At 63.7% G+C, this 23,164-nt stretch carries 20 protein-coding genes and 1 riboswitch; of the genes, 14 read left to right on the forward strand and 6 right to left on the reverse strand.

Going from position 1 to position 23,164, the window contains the following annotated elements:
* Positions 1 to 8: 8 nt before the first annotated feature.
* Genes ACTORR_RS16705 through ACTORR_RS16715 form a run of 3 tightly spaced genes read right to left on the reverse strand, consistent with a single transcriptional unit; the run spans position 9 to position 2,372 of the window.
* Complete coding sequence (locus ACTORR_RS16705) at positions 9 to 821, reverse strand: aldo/keto reductase (RefSeq protein WP_054887897.1); 813 nt, start codon at positions 819 to 821, stop codon at positions 9 to 11.
* Positions 818 to 1,993, reverse strand: a complete 1,176-nt coding sequence (locus tag ACTORR_RS16710; RefSeq protein ID WP_054887896.1) for an NAD(P)/FAD-dependent oxidoreductase — start codon at positions 1,991 to 1,993, stop codon at positions 818 to 820. Before ACTORR_RS16710 ends, ACTORR_RS16705 begins: the two co-directional genes overlap by 4 nt.
* Positions 1,994 to 2,039: 46 nt before the next feature.
* On the reverse strand, positions 2,040 to 2,372 hold the full coding sequence (locus ACTORR_RS16715) for a DMT family transporter (RefSeq protein WP_054887895.1): 333 nt from the start codon (positions 2,370 to 2,372) through the stop codon (positions 2,040 to 2,042).
* 87 nt (positions 2,373 to 2,459) lie between these two features.
* Here ACTORR_RS16715 and ACTORR_RS16720 point away from each other — a divergent pair, with 87 nt between their 5' ends.
* Both ACTORR_RS16720 and waaA read left to right on the forward strand, forming a co-directional pair.
* A complete protein-coding gene (locus ACTORR_RS16720; protein ID WP_313365474.1) occupies positions 2,460 to 3,350 on the forward strand; it encodes a LysR family transcriptional regulator in 891 nt (296 codons plus the stop codon).
* Between the two features lie 11 nt (positions 3,351 to 3,361).
* Complete coding sequence (gene waaA, locus ACTORR_RS16725) at positions 3,362 to 4,633, forward strand: lipid IV(A) 3-deoxy-D-manno-octulosonic acid transferase (RefSeq protein WP_054887893.1); 1,272 nt, start codon at positions 3,362 to 3,364, stop codon at positions 4,631 to 4,633.
* Positions 4,634 to 4,785: 152 nt separating this feature from the next.
* Here the strand turns inward: waaA and ACTORR_RS16730 are convergent, their stop codons facing one another.
* The gene (locus tag ACTORR_RS16730) at positions 4,786 to 6,219 is read right to left on the reverse strand and encodes a TolC family outer membrane protein (RefSeq protein WP_441343725.1); all 1,434 of its coding nucleotides are present in this window, start codon (positions 6,217 to 6,219) and stop codon (positions 4,786 to 4,788) included.
* A 161-nt stretch (positions 6,220 to 6,380) separates the two neighbouring features.
* Positions 6,381 to 6,487: riboswitch (TPP riboswitch) on the forward strand.
* Positions 6,488 to 6,640: 153 nt separating this feature from the next.
* Here ACTORR_RS16730 and thiC point away from each other — a divergent pair.
* Positions 6,641 to 8,521: a phosphomethylpyrimidine synthase ThiC gene (thiC, locus tag ACTORR_RS16735; RefSeq protein ID WP_441343726.1), complete on the forward strand. Its 1,881-nt coding sequence runs from the start codon at positions 6,641 to 6,643 to the stop codon at positions 8,519 to 8,521.
* A gap of 144 nt (positions 8,522 to 8,665) precedes the next feature.
* Entirely contained in the window at positions 8,666 to 9,949 is a 1,284-nt protein-coding gene (cytX, locus tag ACTORR_RS16740; protein ID WP_313365439.1) for a putative hydroxymethylpyrimidine transporter CytX, read from the forward strand.
* Here the strand turns inward: cytX and ACTORR_RS16745 are convergent.
* Entirely contained in the window at positions 9,918 to 10,664 is a 747-nt protein-coding gene (locus ACTORR_RS16745; RefSeq protein WP_099814343.1) for an RsiV family protein, read from the reverse strand. The two genes, cytX and ACTORR_RS16745, sit on opposite strands and share 32 nt — an antisense overlap.
* A 185-nt stretch (positions 10,665 to 10,849) precedes the next feature.
* Between ACTORR_RS16745 and ACTORR_RS16750 the strand changes: the two genes are divergently transcribed.
* From ACTORR_RS16750 to ACTORR_RS16790, 9 genes are all read left to right on the forward strand, one after another.
* Positions 10,850 to 11,467, forward strand: a complete 618-nt coding sequence (locus ACTORR_RS16750) for an NUDIX domain-containing protein (RefSeq protein ID WP_054887888.1) — start codon at positions 10,850 to 10,852, stop codon at positions 11,465 to 11,467.
* Positions 11,458 to 11,910, forward strand: coding sequence for a DUF1249 domain-containing protein (locus tag ACTORR_RS16755; protein ID WP_054887887.1), 453 nt, complete (start codon positions 11,458 to 11,460; stop codon positions 11,908 to 11,910). The genes ACTORR_RS16750 and ACTORR_RS16755 overlap by 10 nt, the downstream gene beginning before the upstream one ends.
* An 85-nt stretch (positions 11,911 to 11,995) precedes the next feature.
* Complete coding sequence (gene cpdA, locus ACTORR_RS16760) at positions 11,996 to 12,799, forward strand: 3',5'-cyclic-AMP phosphodiesterase (RefSeq protein WP_054887886.1); 804 nt, start codon at positions 11,996 to 11,998, stop codon at positions 12,797 to 12,799.
* A 145-nt stretch (positions 12,800 to 12,944) separates the two neighbouring features.
* A complete protein-coding gene (locus tag ACTORR_RS16765; protein ID WP_054887885.1) occupies positions 12,945 to 13,553 on the forward strand; it encodes a YqiA/YcfP family alpha/beta fold hydrolase in 609 nt (202 codons plus the stop codon).
* A 34-nt stretch (positions 13,554 to 13,587) separates the two neighbouring features.
* Positions 13,588 to 15,492, forward strand: coding sequence for a DNA topoisomerase IV subunit B (gene parE / locus ACTORR_RS16770; RefSeq protein WP_441343727.1), 1,905 nt, complete (start codon positions 13,588 to 13,590; stop codon positions 15,490 to 15,492).
* Positions 15,489 to 16,475, forward strand: coding sequence for an esterase-like activity of phytase family protein (locus tag ACTORR_RS16775; protein ID WP_054887883.1), 987 nt, complete (start codon positions 15,489 to 15,491; stop codon positions 16,473 to 16,475). The genes parE and ACTORR_RS16775 overlap by 4 nt, the downstream gene beginning before the upstream one ends.
* Positions 16,472 to 16,990, forward strand: a complete 519-nt coding sequence (locus tag ACTORR_RS16780; RefSeq protein ID WP_313365441.1) for a retropepsin-like aspartic protease family protein — start codon at positions 16,472 to 16,474, stop codon at positions 16,988 to 16,990. Before ACTORR_RS16775 ends, ACTORR_RS16780 begins: the two co-directional genes overlap by 4 nt.
* A 10-nt stretch (positions 16,991 to 17,000) precedes the next feature.
* The gene (gene parC / locus ACTORR_RS16785) at positions 17,001 to 19,259 is read left to right on the forward strand and encodes a DNA topoisomerase IV subunit A (RefSeq protein WP_313365442.1); all 2,259 of its coding nucleotides are present in this window, start codon (positions 17,001 to 17,003) and stop codon (positions 19,257 to 19,259) included.
* A gap of 174 nt (positions 19,260 to 19,433) precedes the next feature.
* Positions 19,434 to 20,144 (forward strand): PqiC family protein, encoded by a 711-nt coding sequence (locus ACTORR_RS16790; protein WP_054887880.1) that lies wholly within the window; start codon positions 19,434 to 19,436, stop codon positions 20,142 to 20,144.
* Positions 20,145 to 20,342: 198 nt separating this feature from the next.
* Here ACTORR_RS16790 and ACTORR_RS16795 read toward each other — a convergent pair whose 3' ends face one another.
* Complete coding sequence (locus ACTORR_RS16795) at positions 20,343 to 21,800, reverse strand: AhpA/YtjB family protein (RefSeq protein ID WP_054887879.1); 1,458 nt, start codon at positions 21,798 to 21,800, stop codon at positions 20,343 to 20,345.
* Positions 21,801 to 21,935: 135 nt separating this feature from the next.
* Between ACTORR_RS16795 and serB the strand changes: the two genes are divergently transcribed.
* Complete coding sequence (serB, locus tag ACTORR_RS16800; protein WP_054887878.1) at positions 21,936 to 23,150, forward strand: phosphoserine phosphatase SerB; 1,215 nt, start codon at positions 21,936 to 21,938, stop codon at positions 23,148 to 23,150.
* Positions 23,151 to 23,164 lie beyond the last annotated feature (14 nt).

The raw sequence follows: 23,164 nt of genomic DNA on the forward strand, positions 1-23,164 counted from the left end.
GTGAAAACTCAATGCTGGCCCAGGATGCGGGCGACGGTGGCCACGTTGTGGGCCAGGTGCAACGGATTGATGGTGCCGACGATAGCACTGCTCACGCCCGGGTGGGCGAACAGTAGCTCGAAGCTGGCTTGCACCGGATCGACCCCCGGTGCAAGGCAGATGTGCCCGCTGGCCAGTGCCTTCTTTACCAGAATGGCTTTGCCGTGTTCGGCAGCGTAGTCCAGCACCGGGCGCTCTGCCTGCTCGTTGAGGTTGTAGGTGACCATGGCGCAATCGCCTTGCTCCAGTGCCTTCAAGCCACCGGCGACCGTCTTGCCGGAGAGGCCATAGCCGAGAATCTTGCCTTCCTGCTTGAGCGCGGCCAGGGTCTGGTAGACCTCTTGCTGCTCGAGGATTTCCAGATCATTGCCATCGGAGTGCACCAGCACCAGTTCGATGCGGTCAGTTTCCAGCCGGCGCAAGCTGCGCTCCACCGAGCGGCGGGTGTGGGCGGCGCTGAAGTCGAAGCTGGACTGACCCTCCTCGAACTCCTCTCCCACCTTGCTGACAATCACCCATTCATCGCGCTGGCCGCGTAGCAACGGCCCCAGGCGCTCTTCACTGCGGCCATAGGCCGGCGCAGTGTCGATCAGGTTGATACCCAGCTCGCGAGCCTGGGCCAGCAGCATTCGCGCTTCGTCATCGCCGGGGATGGTGAAGCCAGTGGGGTATTTGACGCCCTGGTCTCGGCCCAGCTTGACCGTGCCCAGGCCCAATGGCGAAACCGTGAGGCCGCTGCTGCCCAGTGGGCGGTGCAAGCCATGCAAGGTAGGCAAGGTCATGGCAGCAGTTGCTCCCAGGCTGGTAGGCCCAGCGCCGGGCGCGGCAGGCCGGAAAGGTCGGCCTGCGCTGCCGGGCGCACGCCATCGCGGTCGAGGCTGGCCAGTACGCGGTCACTGAAGTCTGGTGCCAGTGCCAGTTTGGTCGGCCAGCCCACCAGCAGGCGTTGCTGTTCGGCAAGGAAGGCGTTGTCGGGGCGGACCAGGCCGGACTGCGCCGGCTCGGCGCGATCAACGCGCAGGGTCGCCCAGCGCACCTGGCTCTGATCGACCCATGGCAGCAGGCTGGCGATTTCCTTCTGCGCTGCGGCAATCTGCGCGGCAGGCTCGCGGGCCACACCGTCGGCTTCGGCGAGATCGCCGCCGAGGTACCAGACCCACTGGCCGTCGGCGGCCGGGTGGGTGGTGACGGTTACACGCGGTTTTGGCCCACCGCCCAGGCAGTGTGCATACAGCGGCTTGAGGTTTGGCCCTTTGGCCAGGACCATGTGCAACGGCCGGGTCTGCATGGCGGGTTGCTCCAGGCCCAGCGCATGCAGCAGCTGTTCGGTGCCGGCGCCGGCGCTGAGGACGATGCGCTGGGCGCGGATTTCGCGGCCGTCGATGCGCAGGCCAGTTAGCTGTTCGCCCTCGCGCAGCGGTTCGATCCGTTCGCCAGCGAGCAGGCTGTCGCCGGCCAGTTCGGCCAGGTTCGCCAGCAGGCTCGGCACGTCGATCACCAGCTCTGCCAGGCGGTAGACCTTGCCCTTGAAGCCACGATCCTGCAGGGCCGGCGGCAATTGCTCGCCTTTTACCTGATCGACCCGGCCACGCACCGCCTTGCTGGCAAAGAAGCTGGTCAGGTTGCCGGCCAGGGTGCCAGGCGACCACAGGTAATGCGCGTCGGAAAGCAGGCGGGTGCCGGTCAGGTCCAGTTCGCCGCTGCCGTTGATCGCTTCGCGCCAGCGCCGCGGCATGTCGGCGATGGCTTCCGAGGCACCGGTCAGGGCGCCATGCAGGGCGTACTTGGTACCACCGTGGATGATGCCCTGGGACTTGATGGTCTGCTCGCCACCGAGGCTGGCGCGCTCCACCAGCACTGTCGAGTAACCCAGGCGACGCAGGCGGGCATTGAGCCAGAGGCCTGCGACCCCGGCGCCGACGATCAGTACGTCAGTGGAAATGGCGGATGGCATGGCGGTACCTCGAAGACTGGGACAGCTGGCAAGTATACAGGCTGCCTCAGTGCCCGGCAGTTTTGGAAAACAGCTGAATCACAACCACGCCGCCCACGATCATGGCCATGCCCAGCATCGCCGGTACATCCAGCTTCTGCCCATAGACCACCAGCGCCGCAACGCTGATCAGCACGATGCCAAGGCCCGACCAGATCGCGTAGGCGATACCTACCGGGATGCTGCGCACCACCAGGGTCAGCATCCAGAACGCGATCCCGTAGCCCACCACCATCAGCAGCAACGGCAACGGCGTGCTCAGCCCCTTGACCGCCTTCATGGAGGCAGTGGCGATGACTTCGGCGCAGATGGCGATGGCGAGATAGGTATAGGCATTCATGACGGGATCCTCCGGTAACTGGCTCGGCATTCTAGCGATTGCCCGGATGCGGTAAAGTCATTACCTATCTGAATTGGAGATAGGCTGATGGCTGAACAATGGAACCTTGATCAACTGCGCACTTTCCTGCGGGTCGCAGAGTTGCGCTCGTTTTCCGCCGTGGCCCGTGAGCAGCGCAAGGCACAGTCGGCCATCAGCAATGCGATTGCCCTGCTTGAAACCGAACTCGGTGTCACGCTGTTCGAACGCAGCAGCGGACGCCAACCCAGACTGACTGAAAACGGTACGGCCTTGCTCGAAGATGCCCGTGAGCTCTTGCGCCAGTGCGAACGCCTGGATGGTCGTGCCCTGGCCTTGATGCGTGGCCAGGAGGCCTTGTTGCGGGTGGCTCAGGACGAAGCGATGCCTTACCAGCCCGTGATCGACAGCCTCGATGAACTGGCTAGCCGTTATCCTTATCTGGAGGTGCAACTGGCCAGTGGTGCCCAGGGGGATGTAGCGCGAAAGCTGGCCGAGCGACGCGCCGACCTGGGGTTGTTCTTCCACCATGAAAGCATCCCGGCAGCTCTGGAGCGCCGAGCTTTGGGCAGTGTGGAAATGGTGACGGTCTGTGCAGTTGATCATCCGCTTGCACATGAAGGGCGGGTCACTCGCCAGCAGCTGGCCCGCCACCGGCAATTGCTGATCACCCCACAGCAGAGTGGCTATCCTGGCGGCGAGGCAATCAGCCCGCAGGTCTGGCGCGCCGACAGCTTCTACGCCATGGCTGAGCTGCTGATGCGTGGCCTGGGCTGGGCGTGGCTGCCGCGGCATGTGGTGCAATACCCGACCTACCAGGCGCACATGGTCGAGCTCGACAGCGAATGGCGCCCGCCTGCACTGGTGGCGGAGCTGGCCTGGCGCCGCGATGAACCGCTGGGGCCGGCCGCGCAATGGTTGGCCGAGCGCTTTGCAGTGCACTTGCGTGCGATCGGGTAAACTCCGCGGCCATGAACAGAACACTCTATACCTTGCTGTTTCATCTGGGCCTGCCGCTGGTGGCGCTGCGCCTGTACCTGCGTGCTCGCAAGGCCCCGGCCTACGGCCAGCGCATCGGCGAGCGCTTTGCCTGTAGCCTGCCGGCCATGCGTCAGGGAGGGATCTGGGTGCATGCGGTGTCGGTCGGCGAAAGCATTGCCGCCGCACCGATGGTGCGTGCGCTGCTCAAGGCCTACCCGGACCTGCCGATCACGCTCACCTGCATGACCCCGACCGGCTCCGAGCGCATTCGCGCGATGTTCGCCGACGAGCCGCGCATCCAGCATTGCTACCTGCCTTACGACCTGCCATGGGCGGCCGGGCGATTTCTTGATCATGTGCGCCCGCGGCTGGGCATCATCATGGAAACCGAACTGTGGCCCAACCATATCCACCAATGCGCCAGGCGCGGCATTCCGGTGGCCCTGGCCAATGCCCGGCTGTCCGAGCGCTCGGCCCGTGGCTACGGGCGCTTTGCCAAGCTGACCCGGCCAATGCTGGGTGAAATGAGCCTGATCGCCGTGCAGACCGAAACCGAGGCCCAACGCTTCCGTGAGCTGGGCGCGCGGCCCGACTGCGTGCAGGTGACCGGCTCGATCAAGTTCGACCTGAAGCTCGATGAGCACTTGCAGCCCCGTGCCAAGGCACTTCGCGAACAGTGGGGCGCCGACCAGCGCCCGGTGTGGATCGCTGCCAGCACCCATGAGGGTGAGGATGCCTTGATCCTGCAGGCGCACCGGCAGCTGCTGCAGGTGCATGGTGATGCGCTGCTGATCCTGGTGCCGCGTCACCCTGAGCGGTTCGATGCCGTACATGCCCTGTGCGCCGAGCACTTCGCCACGGTGCGCCGCGCTGCCGGCACGCCGGTGGATGCGCGAACGCAGGTGCTGCTGGGCGACACCATGGGTGAGTTGCTGTTTCTCTATGCCCTGGCCGACATCGCCTTTGTCGGCGGCAGCCTGGTGGCCACGGGCGGCCATAACCCGCTGGAGCCTGCGGCATTGGCATTGCCGGTGCTCATGGGGCCACATGTGTTCAACTTCCTTGAAATCAGCGCGATGTTGCGCGAGGCGGGGGCGTTGCAGCAGGTTGATGATGCCGACGGGCTGGCCGAGGCGGTGCGTCGCTTGATCGAGTTGCCCCAGGATGCGCAGCGCATGGGCGAGGCGGGCAGGGCGGTGATGCGGGCCAACCAGGGCGCCTTGCAGCGCTTGCTGGATGGGCTGGGCAAGCTCATCCGCTGAAAGCCAGCTTGCTCGGATCCTGTGGGAGCGGCCTTGTGTCGCGAAAGGGCCGCAAAGCGGCCCCAGGATGTCAGCGTAAAAGCACAAATTGCCGGGGCTGCTTTGCAGCCCTTTCGCGACACAAGGCCGCTCCCACAGGGCGGGTGTCTATCTCAAGGCCTGCGCTCGAAGTTTTTCGCAGCGGCTGCCGCCAGGTCCGGTGGCAGGAAGTCCTTGTCCGGGTTGTAGTCCGGTTTCAGGTACTGCTTGAGGTCCTGCAGGTCCTGCGGGTTCAAGGTCCCAGCCGCCTGTTTCAGGCTCAGGTTGTCGAGGATGTAGTCATAGCGGCTGTTGTTGTAGTCGCGTACCGAGGTGTACAGCTGGCGCTGGGCGTCGAGCACGTCGACGATGTTGCGGGTGCCGACCTGGTAGCCGATTTCGGTGGCTTCCAGGGCGCTCTGGTTGGAGATGATCGACTGCTTGCGCGCCTGCACCTGCTCCACATCGGTGTTCACCGCGCGGTGCAGGTTACGGGTGTTCTCCACTACCTGGCGGCGTAGGCTTTCCCGTTGCTGTTCGCTCTGGCTGAGGCGCTGGTAGGCCTCGCGTACCTGCGAACTGGTAAGGCCACCGCTGTAGATCGGGATGTTCAACTGCAGGCCGACGCTGGTCTGCTCCACATCACCACTGTAGCGCTGGCCGAACGGCGACGGGTTGGTGAAGCCCAGGCTATCGTTGTCGCCTTTTTCGTACTTGGCCACCGCATCGAGGGTCGGCGCATGGCCGGCTTTGCGCTGGCGCAGGGTTTCTTCGGCGGCGGCAACCGCGTAGTTGGTGGCCAGCAGGTTGAGGTTCTGGCGCCCGGCGGTTTCCACCCAGGCCTTGGCGTCGTTGGGGGTCGGCACCTTCACCGGTAGCGTGTGGACCACACCCTGGATGGAGGTGTATTCGCGGTTGGTCAGGGTGACCAGGGCCTCGAAAGCATCCTGCACCTGGCGTTCGGCAATGATCCGGTTGGCCCGGGCGGTATCGTAGCTGGCCTGGGATTGCAGCACGTCGGTCTTGTCGGACAGGCCGACGTCGAACCGTTCGTTGGACTGGTCCAACTGGCGCTTGAAGGCGGCTTCTTCAGCTTTGGTCGCCGCCAGGTTGTCCTGGGCGCGCAGCACGGAGAAGTAGTCCTGCGCAGTTTGCAGGATCAGGTTCTGCTCGGTAGCCGACAGTTGCAGCGCCGCCTGCTCGTTGACCGCTTCGGCAGCCTGCAGCTGGAACCAGCGATCCGCGCGGAAGATCGGTTGCGCGAGGGTCGCGCTCCAGGTGTTGCCACTGCGGTTGGTGGTGGCTGATGGGTGGTCGATCTTGGTGCGGGCATTCATCATCTCGGCGCCGGCCGAGAGGTTTGGCAGCAGGCCGGCACGCGCCTGCGGTACCACTTCTTTCTGAGCGCCATAATCGGCACGGGCGGCAGCAAGATCGGCGTTGTTATCTACCGCTTCCTGGTAAACGCTGACCAGATCGGTCCTTACCGTCATGGGCATGTCTGCTGCCCAGACCACTCCGTTGGACGCACAAGACACGGCTATCGCCAGTGAAAGTTTGCGCAGCATAGAGGCAATCCTTGTACGAAATTTAATTACTGAACTGTTGAGTATCGAGCGACGGGCCAGTGTAGTGCCATGCGCATCCGCCAACAATCACAGGTTGCGCCTTTCATCTGCCCTGCGTTTTACCCGCTTGGCTTTGCCGACCACTCCAGTCTAGACTGCGCATGTTCTTGTCGGGGTGCCTTGAAGCAAAGGCTGAGATCGCAGAGGTGCGGATCCCGTTGAACCTGATCAGGTTAGCGCCTGCGTAGGGAACAAGATTGCTCGCCTTCCCGGGGAGCCTCTTGTGCCAGGTCCGGGAATGTCGCAGCTGCACGCAGCTTCAGGCACCCCCATCCGGCACTGCACCCGTCCCAGGGTGCGTCCACGTCTTTCAGGTTCACCCCGACATTCCCCTGCTAGGAAGCCGTCTGGAGATCCTGTGATGACCAAACAAGAAAAAACGATCAACCTCAGCGAATCGGCACAAGTCGATCAGCAGTCCGTGCAACCGTTCCCGCGTTCGCGCAAGGTCTACGTCGAAGGCTCGCGCCCGGACATCCGCGTGCCCATGCGCGAAATCAGCCTGGACGACACGCCCACTGACTTCGGCGGCGAAAGCAATGCGCCAGTTCTGGTCTACGACACCTCCGGCCCGTACACAGACCCTAACGTCATCATCGACGTGCGCAAGGGCCTGGCCGATGTGCGTTCGGCCTGGATCGATGCACGCGGTGACACCGAGCGCCTCGAAGGCCTGAGCTCCGACTTCGGCCAGCAGCGCCTGAACGATGCGGAACTTGCCAAGCTGCGCTTCGCCCATGTGCGCAACCCGCGCCGGGCCAAGGCTGGCGCCAACGTTTCGCAGATGCATTACGCGCGCAAGGGCATCATCACCGCTGAGATGGAATACGTGGCCATCCGCGAGAACATGAAGCTGCAAGAGGCCCGCGCTGCCGGCCTGCTCAACGAGCAGCATGCCGGCCACAGCTTCGGTGCCAGCATCCCGAAAGAAATCACCCCGGAATTCGTACGCCAGGAAATCGCTCGTGGCCGCGCGATCATTCCGGCCAACATCAACCACCCGGAGCTGGAGCCAATGATCATTGGCCGCAACTTCCTGGTGAAGATCAACGGCAACATCGGCAACAGTGCCCTGGGCTCCTCGATCGAGGAAGAAGTGGCCAAGCTGACTTGGGGTATCCGCTGGGGTTCGGACACTGTCATGGACCTGTCCACCGGCAGGCACATTCACGAAACCCGCGAGTGGATCATCCGCAACTCGCCGGTGCCGATCGGTACCGTGCCGATCTACCAGGCCCTGGAAAAGGTCAACGGCGTCGCCGAGGACCTGACATGGGAGCTGTTCCGCGACACCCTGATCGAACAGGCCGAGCAGGGCGTGGACTACTTCACCATCCACGCCGGGGTGCTGCTGCGCTATGTGCCGCTGACTGCCAAGCGGGTCACCGGGATCGTAAGCCGCGGCGGCTCGATCATGGCCAAGTGGTGCCTGGCGCACCATAAAGAGAACTTCCTGTACACGCACTTCGATGAGATTTGCGAAATCATGAAGGCCTACGACGTCAGCTTCTCGCTAGGCGACGGCCTGCGCCCTGGCTCGATCGCCGACGCCAACGACGCCGCCCAGTTCGGTGAGCTGGAAACCCTTGGCGAGCTGACCAAGATCGCCTGGAAGCACGATGTGCAGTGCATGATCGAAGGCCCTGGCCACGTGCCGATGCAACTGATCAAGGAGAACATGGACAAGCAGCTGGAGTGCTGCGACGAGGCGCCGTTCTACACCCTCGGCCCGCTGACTACAGACATCGCCCCGGGTTACGACCACATCACCTCCGGCATTGGTGCGGCAATGATCGGCTGGTTCGGTTGCGCCATGCTCTGCTACGTCACGCCGAAAGAGCACCTGGGCCTGCCGAACAAGGATGACGTCAAGACCGGCATCATCACCTACAAGATCGCCGCCCATGCTGCCGACCTTGCCAAGGGTCATCCAGGCGCGCAGATTCGTGACAATGCCTTGTCCAAGGCGCGTTTCGAATTCCGCTGGGAAGACCAGTTCAACCTGGGCCTGGACCCGGACACCGCGCGAGCCTTCCACGACGAAACCCTGCCGAAGGAATCGGCCAAGGTCGCGCACTTCTGCTCGATGTGCGGGCCGAAGTTCTGCTCGATGAAGATCACCCAGGAAGTGCGTGAATACGCCGCCAAGATCGAGACCGTGGACGTGACGGTCGAGCAAGGCATGCGTGAGCAGGCCGAACGGTTCCGCCAGGAAGGCAGCCAGCTGTACCACAAAGTCTAAGACGCGGCACCTCACCCTGCGGGAGCGGGCTTGCCCGCGAAGCAAGCACCGCGGTGCATGGCACCGGCTTTGCCGGTGTTCGCGGGCGAGCCCGCTCCCACAGGGTGCTGCATGCAACTCAACATTCTTCCTGCGAACACAACAATGACATCACCCAGCCAGTTTTCCCCCGACCACCCGGTCTCTATCCACCAGCGCATCTTCGGCGCCCGCGACCTGTTCTCGCTGTGGTTCTCCCTTGGCATCGGCCTGATGGTCCTGCAGGTAGGCGCCATGCTCGCCCCTGGCCTTGGCCTGGCCGGCGCGGTCCTGGCCATTGCCCTTGGCACCGGTGTCGGTGTGCTGCTGCTCGGCGCTGCTGGGGTCATCGGCAGTGACACCGGCCTCTCAGCCATGGGCACCCTGAAGCTCAGCCTGGGTAGCCATGGCGCGCGCCTGCCAGCACTGCTCAACCTGTTGCAACTGGTGGGCTGGGGCGCATTCGAACTCATCGTCATGCGCGACGCCGCCAGCCTGCTGGGCGCACGGGCGTTCGGCGAGGCCAGCGCCTGGAACAGCCCAATGCTGTGGACGCTGTGCTTCGGTGGCCTGGCCACCCTGCTGGCGGTCAGCGGCCCGTTGGCGTTCGTGCGCAAGGTGCTGCGTGCCTGGGGTATCTGGCTGCTGCTGGGCGCGTGCCTGTGGCTGACCTGGAACCTGTTCGCCAAGGCCGACCTGGCGGCGCTGTGGAACCGCGCTGGTGATGGTTCGATGTCGCTGGCGGTGGGCTTCGACATCGCCATCGCCATGCCGTTGTCATGGTTGCCGCTGATCGCCGACTACTCGCGTTTCGCCCGTAACGGCAAGCCTGTGTTCGGCGGTACCGTTGCCGGCTACTTCATCGGCAACACCTGGCTGATGAGCCTGGGCGTGGCCTATACCCTGGCCTTTGCCGCCAGCGGCGAGGTCAATGCGCTGCTGCTGGCCCTTGCAGGTGCCGGTATGGGCATACCGCTGCTGCTGATCCTGCTGGACGAGTCGGAAAAGGCCTTTGCCGATATTCACTCGGCTGCCGTTTCCACTGGCGTGCTGTTGCCCCTGAAGGTCGAGCACCTTGCCTTGGCCATCGGCGTGCTCTGCACCCTGATCGCCTTGCTGGCGCCACTGGCCCAGTACGAAAACTTCCTGCTGTTGATCGGGTCGGTGTTTGCACCGCTGTTCGGCGTGGTACTGATGGACCACTACGTGATCCGTCGTCGTTGCTTGCCGACACAAATCGGTGGCTTGCACTGGCAGGCGCTGCTGGCCTGGGTGGTGGGTGTGGCGGCCTATCACCTGATCGCCGCCAAGGCGCCGGAGCTGGGGGCTACCCTGCCAGCACTGCTGCTGGCAGGTGGGCTGCATGGCCTGCTGAGCTTCAGCCGCGGCCGGGAAACAGCTCAGGCTTGAGCACGCCGTTGAGGCGTGGGTAGGGGATCTTCAGTTCCACGTGGCCCATGGAGTAGGGCGCAATGGCGTAGACCTCGTACTTCACCACCAGCGCGCCGTACGTCAGGGCGATGTGCGGCGACCGCTTGAAGGGCCAGGTCTTGACGAACTCGGCGTCCTTGTCCATGCCCACGCTGATCAACCAGGCCCGGTGCGACTCCTCCACGGTCTTCCAGAAGGCTTCCTCCTGGCCTGGCACCAGCATGTCCTGCAGGGTCAGCACCTTGTCCAGTTTGCGTGAGTAGTTGATGAAGCCGCGCCCCGGCATGCCGTGGGCACCGCCGCTGTCGAGGTAGCTGGACAACTCGATGATCACCAGTCCGTCATGCTGCTCGCGTACCTTGGCTTGCAGGTAGCTGCTGTTGCGTTTGTCGGCACTGGCCAGGTACTGCTGCTCGTAAGCCTGCAGAGTGCTTGGCGCGGTGCCATGCTGATTGTCTTCAGTCAGCTGCAGCAGGCGTTTTTCGACGATGGCATCGAGCTTGGGCTGGGCCGGAAAGTGGACGGTGTCGATGTTCACCAGCGGGCAGTCGCTTGCGCTGCAGCCTGGCTTGACGTGCTCCCAGGCATCACGCTTGACCTCGAGCGGGGTCCGGTAATTGGGTGCGAACAGGCTCTGGCAGGCACCCAGAGCGAGTGCCAACACGGCCACGGAAGTCAGTTTGACAAGTGTCATGGTGATCCTTGCAGAACAGGGAAAAGTGGGCCTTTGACCGTCTGCGCGGCCTTCAGTTCGCCACTAAGCTAACAGAGTGAAGGCGGCCTGTCCCGAGTGTGCGAACGGTTGCCGGAAAGGGGTGAAACGGGCAACCGTGCAGAGTAGGATGGCGCGATGCGGTAAATGAGGTGATGAGGATTTCCATGTCAGACACGTTGAATTCGGTGCCCAGGGCGGTCGAGATCGTCGAGCGGGCCAACTGCTTCAAGGGCTTCTACAAGCTCGACAAGGTGCACCTGCGCCATGAATTGTTCGCAGGCGGCATGAGCCGAGAGATCAGCCGTGAGCTGTTCGTGCGCCACGATGCGGTCTGTGTGCTGCCTTACGACCCATTGCGCGATGAGGTGGTGCTCATCGAGCAGTTCCGTGTCGGTGCCCTGGGCAAGGTCGACAACCCATGGCTGATCGAGATGGTTGCCGGGCTGATCGACCGCGAGGAAGAACTGGAAGACGTCGCGCATCGCGAAGCCCAGGAAGAAGCCGGGTTGGCGATAGGCGCCTTGTGGCCGATTACCCGTTACTTCCCTTCGCCCGGTGGCAGTGATGAGTATGTGCACCTTTACCTCGGCCGCTGCACCAGTGAAGGCGCGGGTGGCCTGCATGGCCTGGAAGAAGAGGCCGAGGACATCCGCGTGCGCGTGTGGTCGTTCGACGATGCAATGCAGGCAGTGCGCGATGGTCAAATCTGCAACGCGGCGACCATCATCAGCCTGCAGTGGCTGGCGCTGAACAAAGATGAAGTTCGAGGTATGTGGAAGTGAACCTGTTGCGTGAGCGTTATCGGGTCGATCTGGCCGGGCTGCAAGCAGCCTGCGAGGCCAACTATGCCCGGCTCATGCGCCTGCTGCCCGATATGCGCACTACCCAGAGTTCGCGGCGCATCGGCATGACCCAGGGCGACCAGATGCTCGGCGTGCTGGTGCTCGATGTGCTGCTGGCCTGCCCCTATACCACCACCTTGCGTGTGCGCCAGGAGCACAGCCTGCCCTGGCTGCCGGTGCCGCACCTTGAAGTGCAGGTGTATCACGATGCGCGTATGGCCGAAGTGATCAGCGCCGAGCACACCCGCCGCCTGCGCAGCATTTATCCGTACCCCAACGAGGCCATGCACCAGCCGGACGAGAAGGCGCAGCTCAATCTGTTCCTCGGCGAATGGCTCAGCCATTGCCTGGCCTGTGGCCACGAACTGGCAAGTGTGCGCTGAAATGTGACCTGGGTCGGTTTCGAGTGTTTGCTCGCAACCGTTCCAGCGCCATAATTCGTGCAGAATCCGTTCGAGGAGACGGCCCTTGCCGCACCCAGACCCTAGCCCTGCGCCCGTGCATGTGGTGCAACTGACCGACGCTCACCTGTTCGCCAGCCCGGCGGGCACCTTGCTGGGCCTCAATACCCGCGACAGCCTTCAGCACGTGGTGGCCCAGGTGGGTCGCGAGCAGCCGCGTATCGACTTGCTGCTATGTACCGGCGACCTTTCACAGGATGGCAGTGTCGCGTCGTACCAAGCTTTCCGCGCGCTGACCGGCGGCTTTGCCGCACCGACCCGCTGGTTGCCGGGCAACCATGATGAAGCCGAGGTCATGGCACAGGTTGCGCCAGAGCTGGTGCAATCGGTGACGGATATAGGAAGCTGGCGCGTGGTCACGCTGAACACGGCGGTGCAGGGCGCTACCCATGGGCTGCTCGAGCAGGACCAGTTGTCGATCCTCGATGACGCCTTGGCCTCGGCCGGCGAGCGCCATTGCCTGGTGTGCTGTCACCATCAGCCGGTGGATATCGGCTGTGCCTGGATTGCCCCGATCGGTCTGCGCAATGCCGATCAGCTGCTGCGGCGCCTGCAGGGTTATCCACAGGTGAAAGTGTTGCTTTGGGGGCACATTCACCAGGAGTGGGATGAGCAGCGCGATGGCTTGCGCCTGCTGGCCACGCCTTCGACCTGCATCCAGTTTGCGGTGGGTAGCGAGGACTTCAAGGTCAGCGAAGAACAGCCTGGCTATCGCTGGTTGCGCCTGCATGCCGATGGGCGGGTGGAGACGGGGGTAGAGCGGGCCGCTGATTTTGAAGTGAAGCTCGACTTCAACAGCGCGGGTTATTGAAGACCTGGCGCCACGCCGCGGCCCCGGCTCTTTGAAGAATGTGTTGCTAAATCCCTGCCGCGGCGCCAAAGCCCGGCGAACGCGCTACACTGCGCGTCCCTGCGCCCGCTCGATCGGGTGCGAAGCCACAGATTCCGGGGTCAGCATGTCGGGTTCCATCCTCTATATCCATGGCTTCAACAGCTCGGCGCTGTCCACCAAGGCACGCCAGCTGGCGGCCGTCATGCAGCAACTGGGCCTGTCGCAGCAGCTGCGCATCCCGGAGTTGCACCACCATCCACGGCAGGCGATTGCCCAGCTCGAAGCCGCCATCGCCGAGCTCGGTGCGCCGCTGCTGGTCGGCAGTTCGCTCGGCGGCTACTATGCCACCCATCTGGCCGAGCGCCATGGGCTGAAGGCCCTGCTGGTCAACCCCGCCGTCACCCCGCACAAGCGTTTCGATGGTTATCTGGGGACCCAGCGCAACCACTACACGGGCGAGACCTGGGAGCTGACGCTGGATCATGTGCAGGCGCTGGCCGAGCTGGAAGTGCCGGCGCCGACCGACCCTGGCCGCTACCAGGTGTGGCTGCAGACCGCCGACGAAACCCTGGACTACCGCCATGCCGAACATTATTACCGGGCGTGCGCCCTGCGCATCCAGGCCGGAGGCGATCACAGCTTCCAGGGCTTTGCCGAGCAGCTGCCAGGCCTGCTGGCGTTTGCCGGTATTGCCCGGCAGCAGTATGCGGCGCTCGATTTTTCTGTATTTTGATCTTTTGCATTCACCAGACTGACGACGAGAATCCATGGCCAATCCCAGCGCTAGCGCCTATAACGCAGACGCCATCGAAGTCCTCTCCGGCCTCGACCCGGTGCGTAAACGCCCGGGCATGTACACCGACACCAGCCGGCCCAACCACCTGGCCCAGGAAGTCATCGACAACAGTGTCGACGAAGCCCTGGCCGGCCATGCCCGCTCGGTGCAGGTCATCCTCCACGCCGATCATTCGCTGGAAGTCAGCGACGATGGCCGTGGCATGCCGGTGGACATCCACCCTGAAGAAGGGGTGTCGGGCGTCGAGCTGATCCTCACCAAGCTGCACGCCGGCGGCAAGTTCTCCAACAAGAACTACCAGTTCTCCGGCGGCCTGCATGGCGTGGGGATTTCGGTGGTCAACGCCTTGTCGACCAAGGTGCGCGTGCGCGTCAAGCGCGACGGCAACGAGTACCAGATGACCTTTGCCGATGGCTTCAAGGCCAGCGAGCTGGAGGTGGTTGGCACGGTCGGCAAGCGCAACACCGGCACCAGCGTGTATTTCAGCCCGGACCCGAAGTACTTCGATTCGGCGAAGTTCTCCATCAGCCGCCTCAAGCACGTGCTCAAGGCCAAGGCCGTACTGTGCCCGGGCCTGCTGGTCAGCTTCGAGGACAAAGCCAGCGGCGAGAAGGTCGAGTGGCACTATGAAGATGGCCTGCGTTCCTACCTGGTCGATTCGGTCAGCGAGTTCCAGCGCCTGCCCGACGAGCCGTTCTGCGGCAGCCTGGCGGGTAACAAGGAGGCCGTCGACTGTGCGCTGTTGTGGCTGCCCGAAGGCGGAGACAGCGTTCAGGAAAGCTACGTCAACCTGATCCCCACCGCCCAGGGTGGTACCCACGTCAATGGCCTGCGCCAGGGCCTGCTCGATGCCATGCGCGAGTTCTGCGAGTTCCGCAACCTGTTGCCGCGTGGCGTCAAGCTGGCGCCGGAAGACGTCTGGGAACGCATCACCTTCGTCCTCTCGATGAAGATGCAGGAACCGCAGTTCTCCGGCCAGACCAAGGAGCGCCTGTCGTCCCGAGAGGCCGCAGCGTTCGTTTCGGGCGTGGTCAAGGACGCCTTCAGCCTGTGGCTCAACGCCCACCCGGAGCTGGGCATGCAGCTGGCGGAACTGGCCATCAGCAACGCCGGCCGTCGCCTCAAGGCCAGCAAGAAGGTCGAGCGCAAGCGCATCACCCAGGGCCCTGCCTTGCCAGGCAAGCTGGCCGATTGCGCCGGGCAGGACCCGATGCGTGCCGAACTGTTCCTGGTCGAGGGTGACTCCGCCGGTGGTTCGGCCAAGCAGGCGCGTGACAAGGAATACCAGGCCATCCTGCCGCTGCGTGGCAAGATCCTCAACACCTGGGAAGTGGATGGCGGCGAAGTCCTGGCCAGCCAGGAAGTGCACAACATCGCCGTAGCCATCGGTGTCGACCCGGGCGCGACCGACCTGTCGCAGCTGCGCTACGGCAAGATCTGCATCCTCGCCGACGCCGACTCCGACGGCTTGCACATCGCCACCTTGCTCTGCGCACTGTTCGTCCAGCACTTCCGTCCGCTGGTCGAGGCTGGCCACGTCTACGTCGCCATGCCGCCGCTGTACCGCATCGACCTGGGCAAGGAAATCTACTACGCCCTCGACGAAGCCGAGCGTGACGGCATTCTCGACCGCCTGGTAGCCGAGAAGAAGCGCGGCAAGCCGCAGGTCACCCGATTCAAGGGGCTGGGTGAAATGAACCCGCCGCAGCTGCGGGAAACCACCATGGACCCGAACACCCGGCGCCTGGTCCAGCTGACCCTGGATGATGTGCAGGGCACTACCGAGATCATGGACATGCTGCTGGCCAAGAAGCGCGCCGGTGACCGCAAGAACTGGCTGGAGACCAAAGGCAACCTGGCTGAGGTTCTGGTTTGATTCGTCTGCTGGTCGCGGCCTGCCTGACGCTGGTTGCCCTGCCGAGCCTGGCGGGCAACTGGCCGGAACTGAAGCTGGCCTCCGAGCACCCGATCGAGGGTATGCGCGGCGGCAACCTGTCCGGCCTTGTCGAGTGTCGGGGCGGGCTGTGGGGTGTTTCCGATCGGGATGACGACCGTATTTACCGCTTTGACCAGCAGAGCGCCGTCTGGCGCGCGCAGCCGCTGATCTTCACACCACCGCCGGTACCCGAGAGCGGCCTGCCATGGGGGCTGAAGTCGCGTAACTGGGCGGCGTCCTATGTGCGCGGTGGCGAACTGGATTACGAAGGCATCACCTGTGACCAGGCGGGCAATCTCTTCCTGGTCAGCGAGGCCCACGCAGCGGTGCTGCAGTTGCCTGCCGAGGGCGAGCCGGAGTGGCTGAAGATCGACCCGGCGATGGTCCGCCAGGCCCGGGCCAGCGGCATGCTGCTCAACTTCAATGCCTTGTTCGAGGGCCTGGCGATCAACCCGCAAGGTGACCGCCTGTGGCTGGCGGCCGAGCGCGAGCGGCGCGGCCTGGTGGCCATCGAGCGCCAGCAGTCGGTATGGACGTGCGGGCGCAGCTGCGTGTTGCTGAGCGAAGCCGGGGTCGAGATGCAGCCGCCACAAATGCCCAACCCCCGGGCGCTGTCGCGCGATTTTGCCGACCTGGCCTGGTTCGAGGGCAAGTTGTTTACCCTCGAACGCAACGCTTACCGTGTGTGCCGGCGCGACGCTACGAGCGGCAAGGTCGAGCAGTGCTGGTCATTCGCCGCCGAGGCGCTGGTACCGGAGCGCCGCTATGATCAGCCGTATGGCCTGGCTGAAGCGCTGGTGATCGATGCCAAGGGTGCCTGGATCGGCCTGGACAACAACAACGGTGACCGTGCCGACGGCGAAAGCCGGCCGATCGTCTGGCGCTTCGAAGCGCCGCAGGGCGGCTGGAGCGCCAACCCATGACCGCACCACCGGGCAAGCGTGCCGGCAAGGTCCTGATGATCGTCGCCTGGGCGGCGGGGTTGTTCCTTGCCACGCGATTCTTCGGGCAATGGGAGGACCATGAGCGCAACCCGAACACCCAGGTACAGTCGTCCCATGGCGACGGTTTCATCGAGTTGCGGCTGCTGAGCAATGGCCAGGGCCACTTCGTGCTGGACGGCGCGATCAATGGCCAGGGGGTGCATTTCATGCTCGACACCGGCGCCACCGACGTGGCGATCCCGGAGTCACTGGCCAACGACCTGGACCTGCAGCGCGGCAGCACGGTGATGCTGAGCACTGCCAACGGCCGGACCGAAGGCTACCGCACCCGGCTGACTACCCTGCAGTTGGGTGATATCCGCCTGCAGAACGTGCGCGCCCTGGTGGTGCCGGGCCTGGACGGGCACACCGTGCTACTGGGCATGAGCGCCCTGAAACAACTTGAATTTACCCAGCGCGGCGGCACCATGCTGTTGCGCCAGAACCTGAAATGACGAGGCCCGCATGAGCGACTCACTGGAACTCAGCCTGGACGGCGTCGAACGCCGCTCGCTGGCTGACTTCACCGAACAGGCCTACCTCAACTATTCCATGTACGTGATCATGGACCGGGCCTTGCCGCACATCGGCGATGGCCTGAAGCCGGTGCAACGACGCATCGTCTATGCCATGAGCGAGTTGGGGCTCAACGCCGACGCCAAGCACAAGAAGTCTGCCCGTACCGTCGGCGACGTGCTCGGCAAGTTCCACCCCCACGGCGATTCGGCCTGCTACGAAGCCATGGTGCTGATGGCCCAGCCGTTCAGCTACCGCTACACCCTGGTCGATGGTCAAGGCAACTGGGGTGCGCCGGACGACCCGAAGTCGTTTGCCGCCATGCGTTACACCGAGGCACGCCTGTCGCGCTATTCGGAAGTGCTGCTCAGCGAAGTGGGCCAAGGCACCGTCGACTGGGTACCGAACTTCGACGGCACACTGGAGGAGCCTGCGGTACTGCCGGCACGCCTGCCGAACATCCTGCTCAACGGTACCACCGGTATTGCCGTGGGCATGGCTACCGACGTGCCGCCACACAACCTGCGTGAAGTGGCCAGTGCCTGTGTGCGCCTGCTCGACGAGCCCAAGGCCACCATCGAGCAGCTGTGCGAACACATCCAGGGGCCGGACTACCCGACCGAAGCCGAGATCATTACGCCGCGTGCGGAAATCCAGAAGATCTATGAGAGCGGTCGTGGCTCGATCCGCATGCGCGCCGTGTACCGTGTCGAAGATGGCGACATCGTTGTCACCGCGCTGCCGCACCAAGTCTCCGGGGCCAAGGTGCTTGAGCAGATTGCCGCGCAGATGCAGGCCAAGAAGCTGCCGATGGTCGCTGACCTGCGTGACGAGTCGGACCACGAAAACCCGTGCCGTATCGTCATCATCCCGCGCTCCAACCGCGTCGATGCCGACGAACTGATGCAGCACCTGTTTGCCACCACCGACCTGGAAAGCAGCTACCGGGTCAACGTCAATATCATCGGCCTCGACGGTCGCCCGCAACTGAAGAACCTGCGGGCGCTGCTGCTGGAGTGGCTGGAATTCCGCACCAACACCGTTCGCCGCCGTCTGCAGCACCGCCTGGACAAGGTCGAGAAGCGCCTGCACCTGTTGGAAGGCTTGCTCACCGCGTTCCTCAACCTGGATGAAGTGATCCACATCATCCGCACTGAAGAGCACCCCAGGCAGGCCCTGATCGAGCGCTTCCAGCTGACCGAGATCCAGGCCGACTACATCCTCGAAACCCGCCTGCGTCAGCTGGCGCGCCTGGAAGAGATGAAGATTCGTGGCGAGCAGGACGAACTGCTCAAGGAGCAGGCCAAGCTGCTGGCCCTGCTGGGTAGCGACGCCAAGCTGCGCAAGCTGGTGCGCAGCGAACTGATCAAGGATGCCGAAACCTATGGCGACGACCGCCGCTCGCCCATCATCGAGCGCGCTGAAGCCAAGGCCCTGTCGGAAAACGAACTGATGCCGACCGAGCCGGTCACCGTGGTGTTGTCGGAAAAGGGCTGGGTGCGCTGCGCCAAGGGCCACGACATCGACGCTACCGGCTTGTCCTACAAGGCCGGCGACGGCTTCAAGGCTGCTGCTGCGGGCCGTTCCAACCAGTTTGCCGTGCTGATCGACTCCACCGGGCGCAGTTATTCGCTGGCCGCGCATACCCTGCCATCGGCGCGAGGCCAGGGCGAACCGCTGACCGGCCGCCTGGCGCCCCCGCCCGGGGCAACGTTCGAATGCGTGCTGCTGCCAGACGATGAGGCGCTGTATGTGGTGGCCTCGGATGCCGGTTACGGCTTCGTGGTCAAGGGCGAGGACCTGCAGGCCAAGAACAAGGCTGGCAAAGGCTTGCTCAGCTTGCCCAACGGCGCCAAGGTCATGACCCCACGCCCGGTGGCCGACCGTGAACAGGACTGGCTGGCAGCGGTGACCACAGAAGGTCGCCTGTTGGTGTTCAAGGTTTCCGACCTGCCACAACTGGGCAAAGGCAAGGGCAACAAGATCATCGGTGTGCCCGGTGATCGGGTCGCCAGTCGTGAAGAATTTGTCACCGACCTGGCGGTGATTGGCGAGGGTTCGACCCTTGTATTGCAGGCCGGCAAGCGTACCCTGTCTCTTAAACCAGACGACCTGGAGCACTACAAGGGCGAACGTGGCCGACGCGGCAGCAAGCTGCCCCGGGGCTTCCAGCGGGTCGACAGCCTGCAGGTGGAAGCCCCGGCATAATCCGACGAAATGTCTGGAACGGCAATTTCAGCGCCGTTTCAGGCGGAAATGCTGGAGTCGGGCCGATATTTCGCGGATGATAGTGCCCCTGCGGTGCCGGCGTGGCCGTGTGCCCGATTGAATCTCTATCAGTATCACTGCGGTTTGCCTGGTGCGACCGCCTGGATGGGTTGAATGAAACTCCTGCGCCTTCCATTTGCGCTGTTGATGACGGGTTTGCTGGGACTGGGCGGGTGCAGCATGCATCAGCCAGTTGCCCTGTACCAACTCGACAGCGGTGATCCTGGCCAGCCTTCGCAGAGTGCGGGCATGGCCGTGGTACTCGGCCCGGTGTCGATAGCCGATTACCTGCAGCGTGAAACCTTCTTGCAGCGTCAGGCCGATGGTAGCCTGAGTTCGGCGACCGACGGTCGTTGGGCGGGTAGCCTGTCGGCGGACATCGATCAGTTGCTGGTACGTCAGCTGGCATGGCGTCTGGACAGCCAGCGCGTGGTACTGGCTCCGGCCAGCGCCGGCTTCACTCCGGACGTGCAGGTGCTGCTGTCGATCACTCGCCTGGACTCGGGCAAGAACCAGCCTGCGATTCTCGATGCGCAATGGCGCCTGCTCGATCGTCGTGGCCGTGTGCGTGACAACCGTATCGTTCACCTCGAGCAGCACCATGAGGGCAGCGAGTCGTCCCAGGTTCAAGCCCAGGGGCAGTTGCTGCAGAAGCTTGCCGAGCAGTTGAGCACGGCGGTCAAGCCGCTGGCCAATCAGCCTGCGGTTGTTGAAGAAGCACCGAAGAAGCAGGCGGCGCCGGTACAGGTCAAGAAAGAACCGGAGAAGTCGAAGATCCCGATGGCTTCGCCGATTCGCACCGATATGGAAGTCTATCGGTTCTGACCGAACCGCCAGATACAAGAAAGCCCGCATACTCGCGGGCTTTTTTGTGGGTATTCGAAATGGCTGGGGCTGCTTTGCAGCCCTTTCGCGACACAAGGCCGCTCCCGCAGGTTGCGCGCAGTTCTTGAGAATTGCGCTGACCTGTGGGAGCGGCCTTGTGTCGCGAAAGGGCCGCAAAGCGGCCCCCTGGATCTGAAGTCAGGCCCGGCGTTCGTGCATCCGCGCCAACTGGCGCTCCAGCATCGACGGGTAAGGCTCCATCAGGCGCTCCACACAGCATGCCCCTTCAGGGCTGGCAATCGGCCGGATGCGGGCGCGCTTGCGGATCAACTCGTCATCGCTGATCTGCCGCTCCACCAGCAGCAGGTTGCGGCTGTGCTGCGACAGCGCCAGCGCGTCCTGAGCCTTTTCGGCCATCAGCAGGTCGACCTGCTCCAGCCCTTGCAAGTCATCGCCCAGGGCCAGGCCCAGCTGCAATTGCAGGGTGATGCCGCTGTCGGCCACTTCGATCTGCAGGGCATGGCCCAGCGCGCGCAGCAACTCGCCACAACAGATGGCGTTGGTCAGGTAGTCCTCACCGCAATCGCGGCTGTGGAACAGGACCAGGGTACTGCCGTCGTTGAGTGTGTGGATGTCGCCTTCATACAGCGAGGCAGCCTGCTCCAGGCAGCCGCGATAGCGTTCCAGCAGCTCGGTCAGGCGTGTGCGCGGCAGGCGACGCAGTTGCTCTTGGGAACCCAGCTGAACGGCCAGTACGGCGGTGTTTTGCGGCTCATCGGATTCGACCATGGCAGGTTTGACAGCAGCTTGCTCCTCGTCGTCCAGCAGACCGGCGAAGGCCGCGTCGTCATCCTCATCCGCCTGGACCACGGCCTTGGCTCGCTGTGCGGGCTTGACCGGGGTCTCGTGGTGCAGGTCGTCGAACTCGTCTTCTTCCTCCTCCGGTTCCGGCTCGGGCGGAGGTGGTGGTGCCAGGCGTGCATGAAGCTGGCGAGCGATGTCGCCGATTTCGTCCTGGCGATCGATGGCCGGGGTGTAAGGGTGCGGGTCACGCAGCCACACCCGCAGTTGCAGCAGCGGCAGGGTGATGTGGCGGCCCTGGCGCAGGCTCAGGCTCAGCGCCAACGCCAGCAGGATGGCAGCGAGGATGCCCATGCTCTGCAGGCTGATCAGCATCGGCTGCTGGAACTGGCTCATGTCCAGGCTGATGCGCAGCTGACCGGCGGTCACGTCCTGGAAGGTGATCTTGGTCTGGTACAGGCCTTCGGCTTCACCCAGCAGGCTGTTGCGCGGGCGCTGGCCAGCCTCGGCGAGGATACGGTTATCCACGCTGTAGATGGCCGCATGGGCCACCAGCGGGTTCTTCACCAGGTTGCCCAGCAACACATTGAGGCTGAGGATGTCATTGGACACCAGCAGCTCGGTTGCCGAGGTGGCGGTCTGGGTGGTCAGGCTCTGGCCGAGGGCGTCGGCCTGCTCGTGCATGGCCTGCTTGAACTGCAGGCCCATCACGCAGGCATAGATCACCAGCGCCAGCGCCACCAGGAAAATGTTGGTGGTGGCGATACGCAATGCCAGGGGCACGCGACGTTGGCGCAGGGCTCGGAAGATCATTATGAAGAAGTTGTCGGTTTTGACGGGCGTGGGCCGGTTCACAGAGCGCGGCTCTTAATGGCATAAAAGTGTTGGGCAGTATAGCGAGCAGTGTTTTGTCGGCAAAGTAGAGTTGGCGCCCGACGGTCATGGAAAATCGGTAGAATGCGCATTTTTCATCGAAGTCGGAGCCAGGTTGTGCGCGAAATCGTTCTGATCAACATCACCGGTGAGGACCGCCCGGGTCTTACCGCCGCCATCACCGGCGTCCTGCTCCAGGGCGGTGTGAACATCCTCGACATCGGCCTGGCGGTCATGCACGGCACGCTGTCGTTCGGAATTCTGGTCGATATCCCGGATAACGAAGTGGCTACCAGCCTGCTGCAGAGCGTGCAGTCCAAAGCCCACGAGCTGAACCTGCAAGCGCGTTACACGCCGATCTCCGAGGCCGACTACCAGCATTGGGCCGATGCCCAGGGCGAAGCACGTCATATCGTGACTCTGCTCAGCCGCAAGATCACCCCCGAGCAGTTGCAACGCGTCAGTGCAGTCATCAGCCAGTATGGCCTGACCATCGAGCGTATCGAGCGCCTGTCGGCGCGGGTTGCCTTGAACGCTTCGAGCGAGAAGAGCAAGGCGGCGCTGGAAATTTCCGTGCGTGGCGTGCCGAGCGACGCCCAGGCATTGCGGGCTGACTTCTTCGCATTGTCCGAAGAACTGAACGTCGACATCGCGTTCCAGAAGGACGACCTGTTCCGCCGCAATCGCCGCCTGGCGGTATTCGACATGGACTCGACGCTGATCGAGGCGGAAGTCATCGACGAACTGGCCAAGGCCGCTGGTGTGGGCGAGCAGGTTGCTGCGATCACCGAACGGGCCATGCGCGGCGAGCTGGATTTCCGCGCCAGCTTCAAGGAGCGGATGGCGCTGCTCAAGGGCCTGGATGTCGGCGTACTCGACGAGATCGGTGCTTCCCTGCGCCTCACCGAAGGTGCCGAGAACCTGTTCGCCGAGCTCAAGCGCCTGGGCTACAAGACAGCGATCCTGTCCGGTGGCTTCTCGTACTTCGCCAAACAGGTGCAGGCGCGCCTGGGCATCGATTACGTGTTCGCCAACGAACTGGAAGTGGTCGATGGCAAGGTAACCGGCGTGGCGGTGGAGCCGATCGTCGATGCCCAGCGCAAGGCTGACCTGCTGCAACAACTGGCCAGTGAAGAAGGCCTGCAGCTGGAACAGACCATCGCGGTGGGTGATGGTGCCAACGACCTGCCGATGCTGTCGCTGGCCGGCCTGGGCGTAGCCTTCCGCGCCAAGCCACTGGTACGTCAGTCGGCCAAGCAGGCGATTTCCACCTTGGGGCTGGATGGCGTGCTGTACCTGCTGGGCCTGCGCGATCGCGACGGCCGCGGCTGATTCGCAGTAAAAAA

The sequence above is a fragment of the Pseudomonas sp. SAR267 genome, from assembly GCF_052077595.1.
GTDB lineage: Bacteria > Pseudomonadota > Gammaproteobacteria > Pseudomonadales > Pseudomonadaceae > Aquipseudomonas > Aquipseudomonas vlassakiae.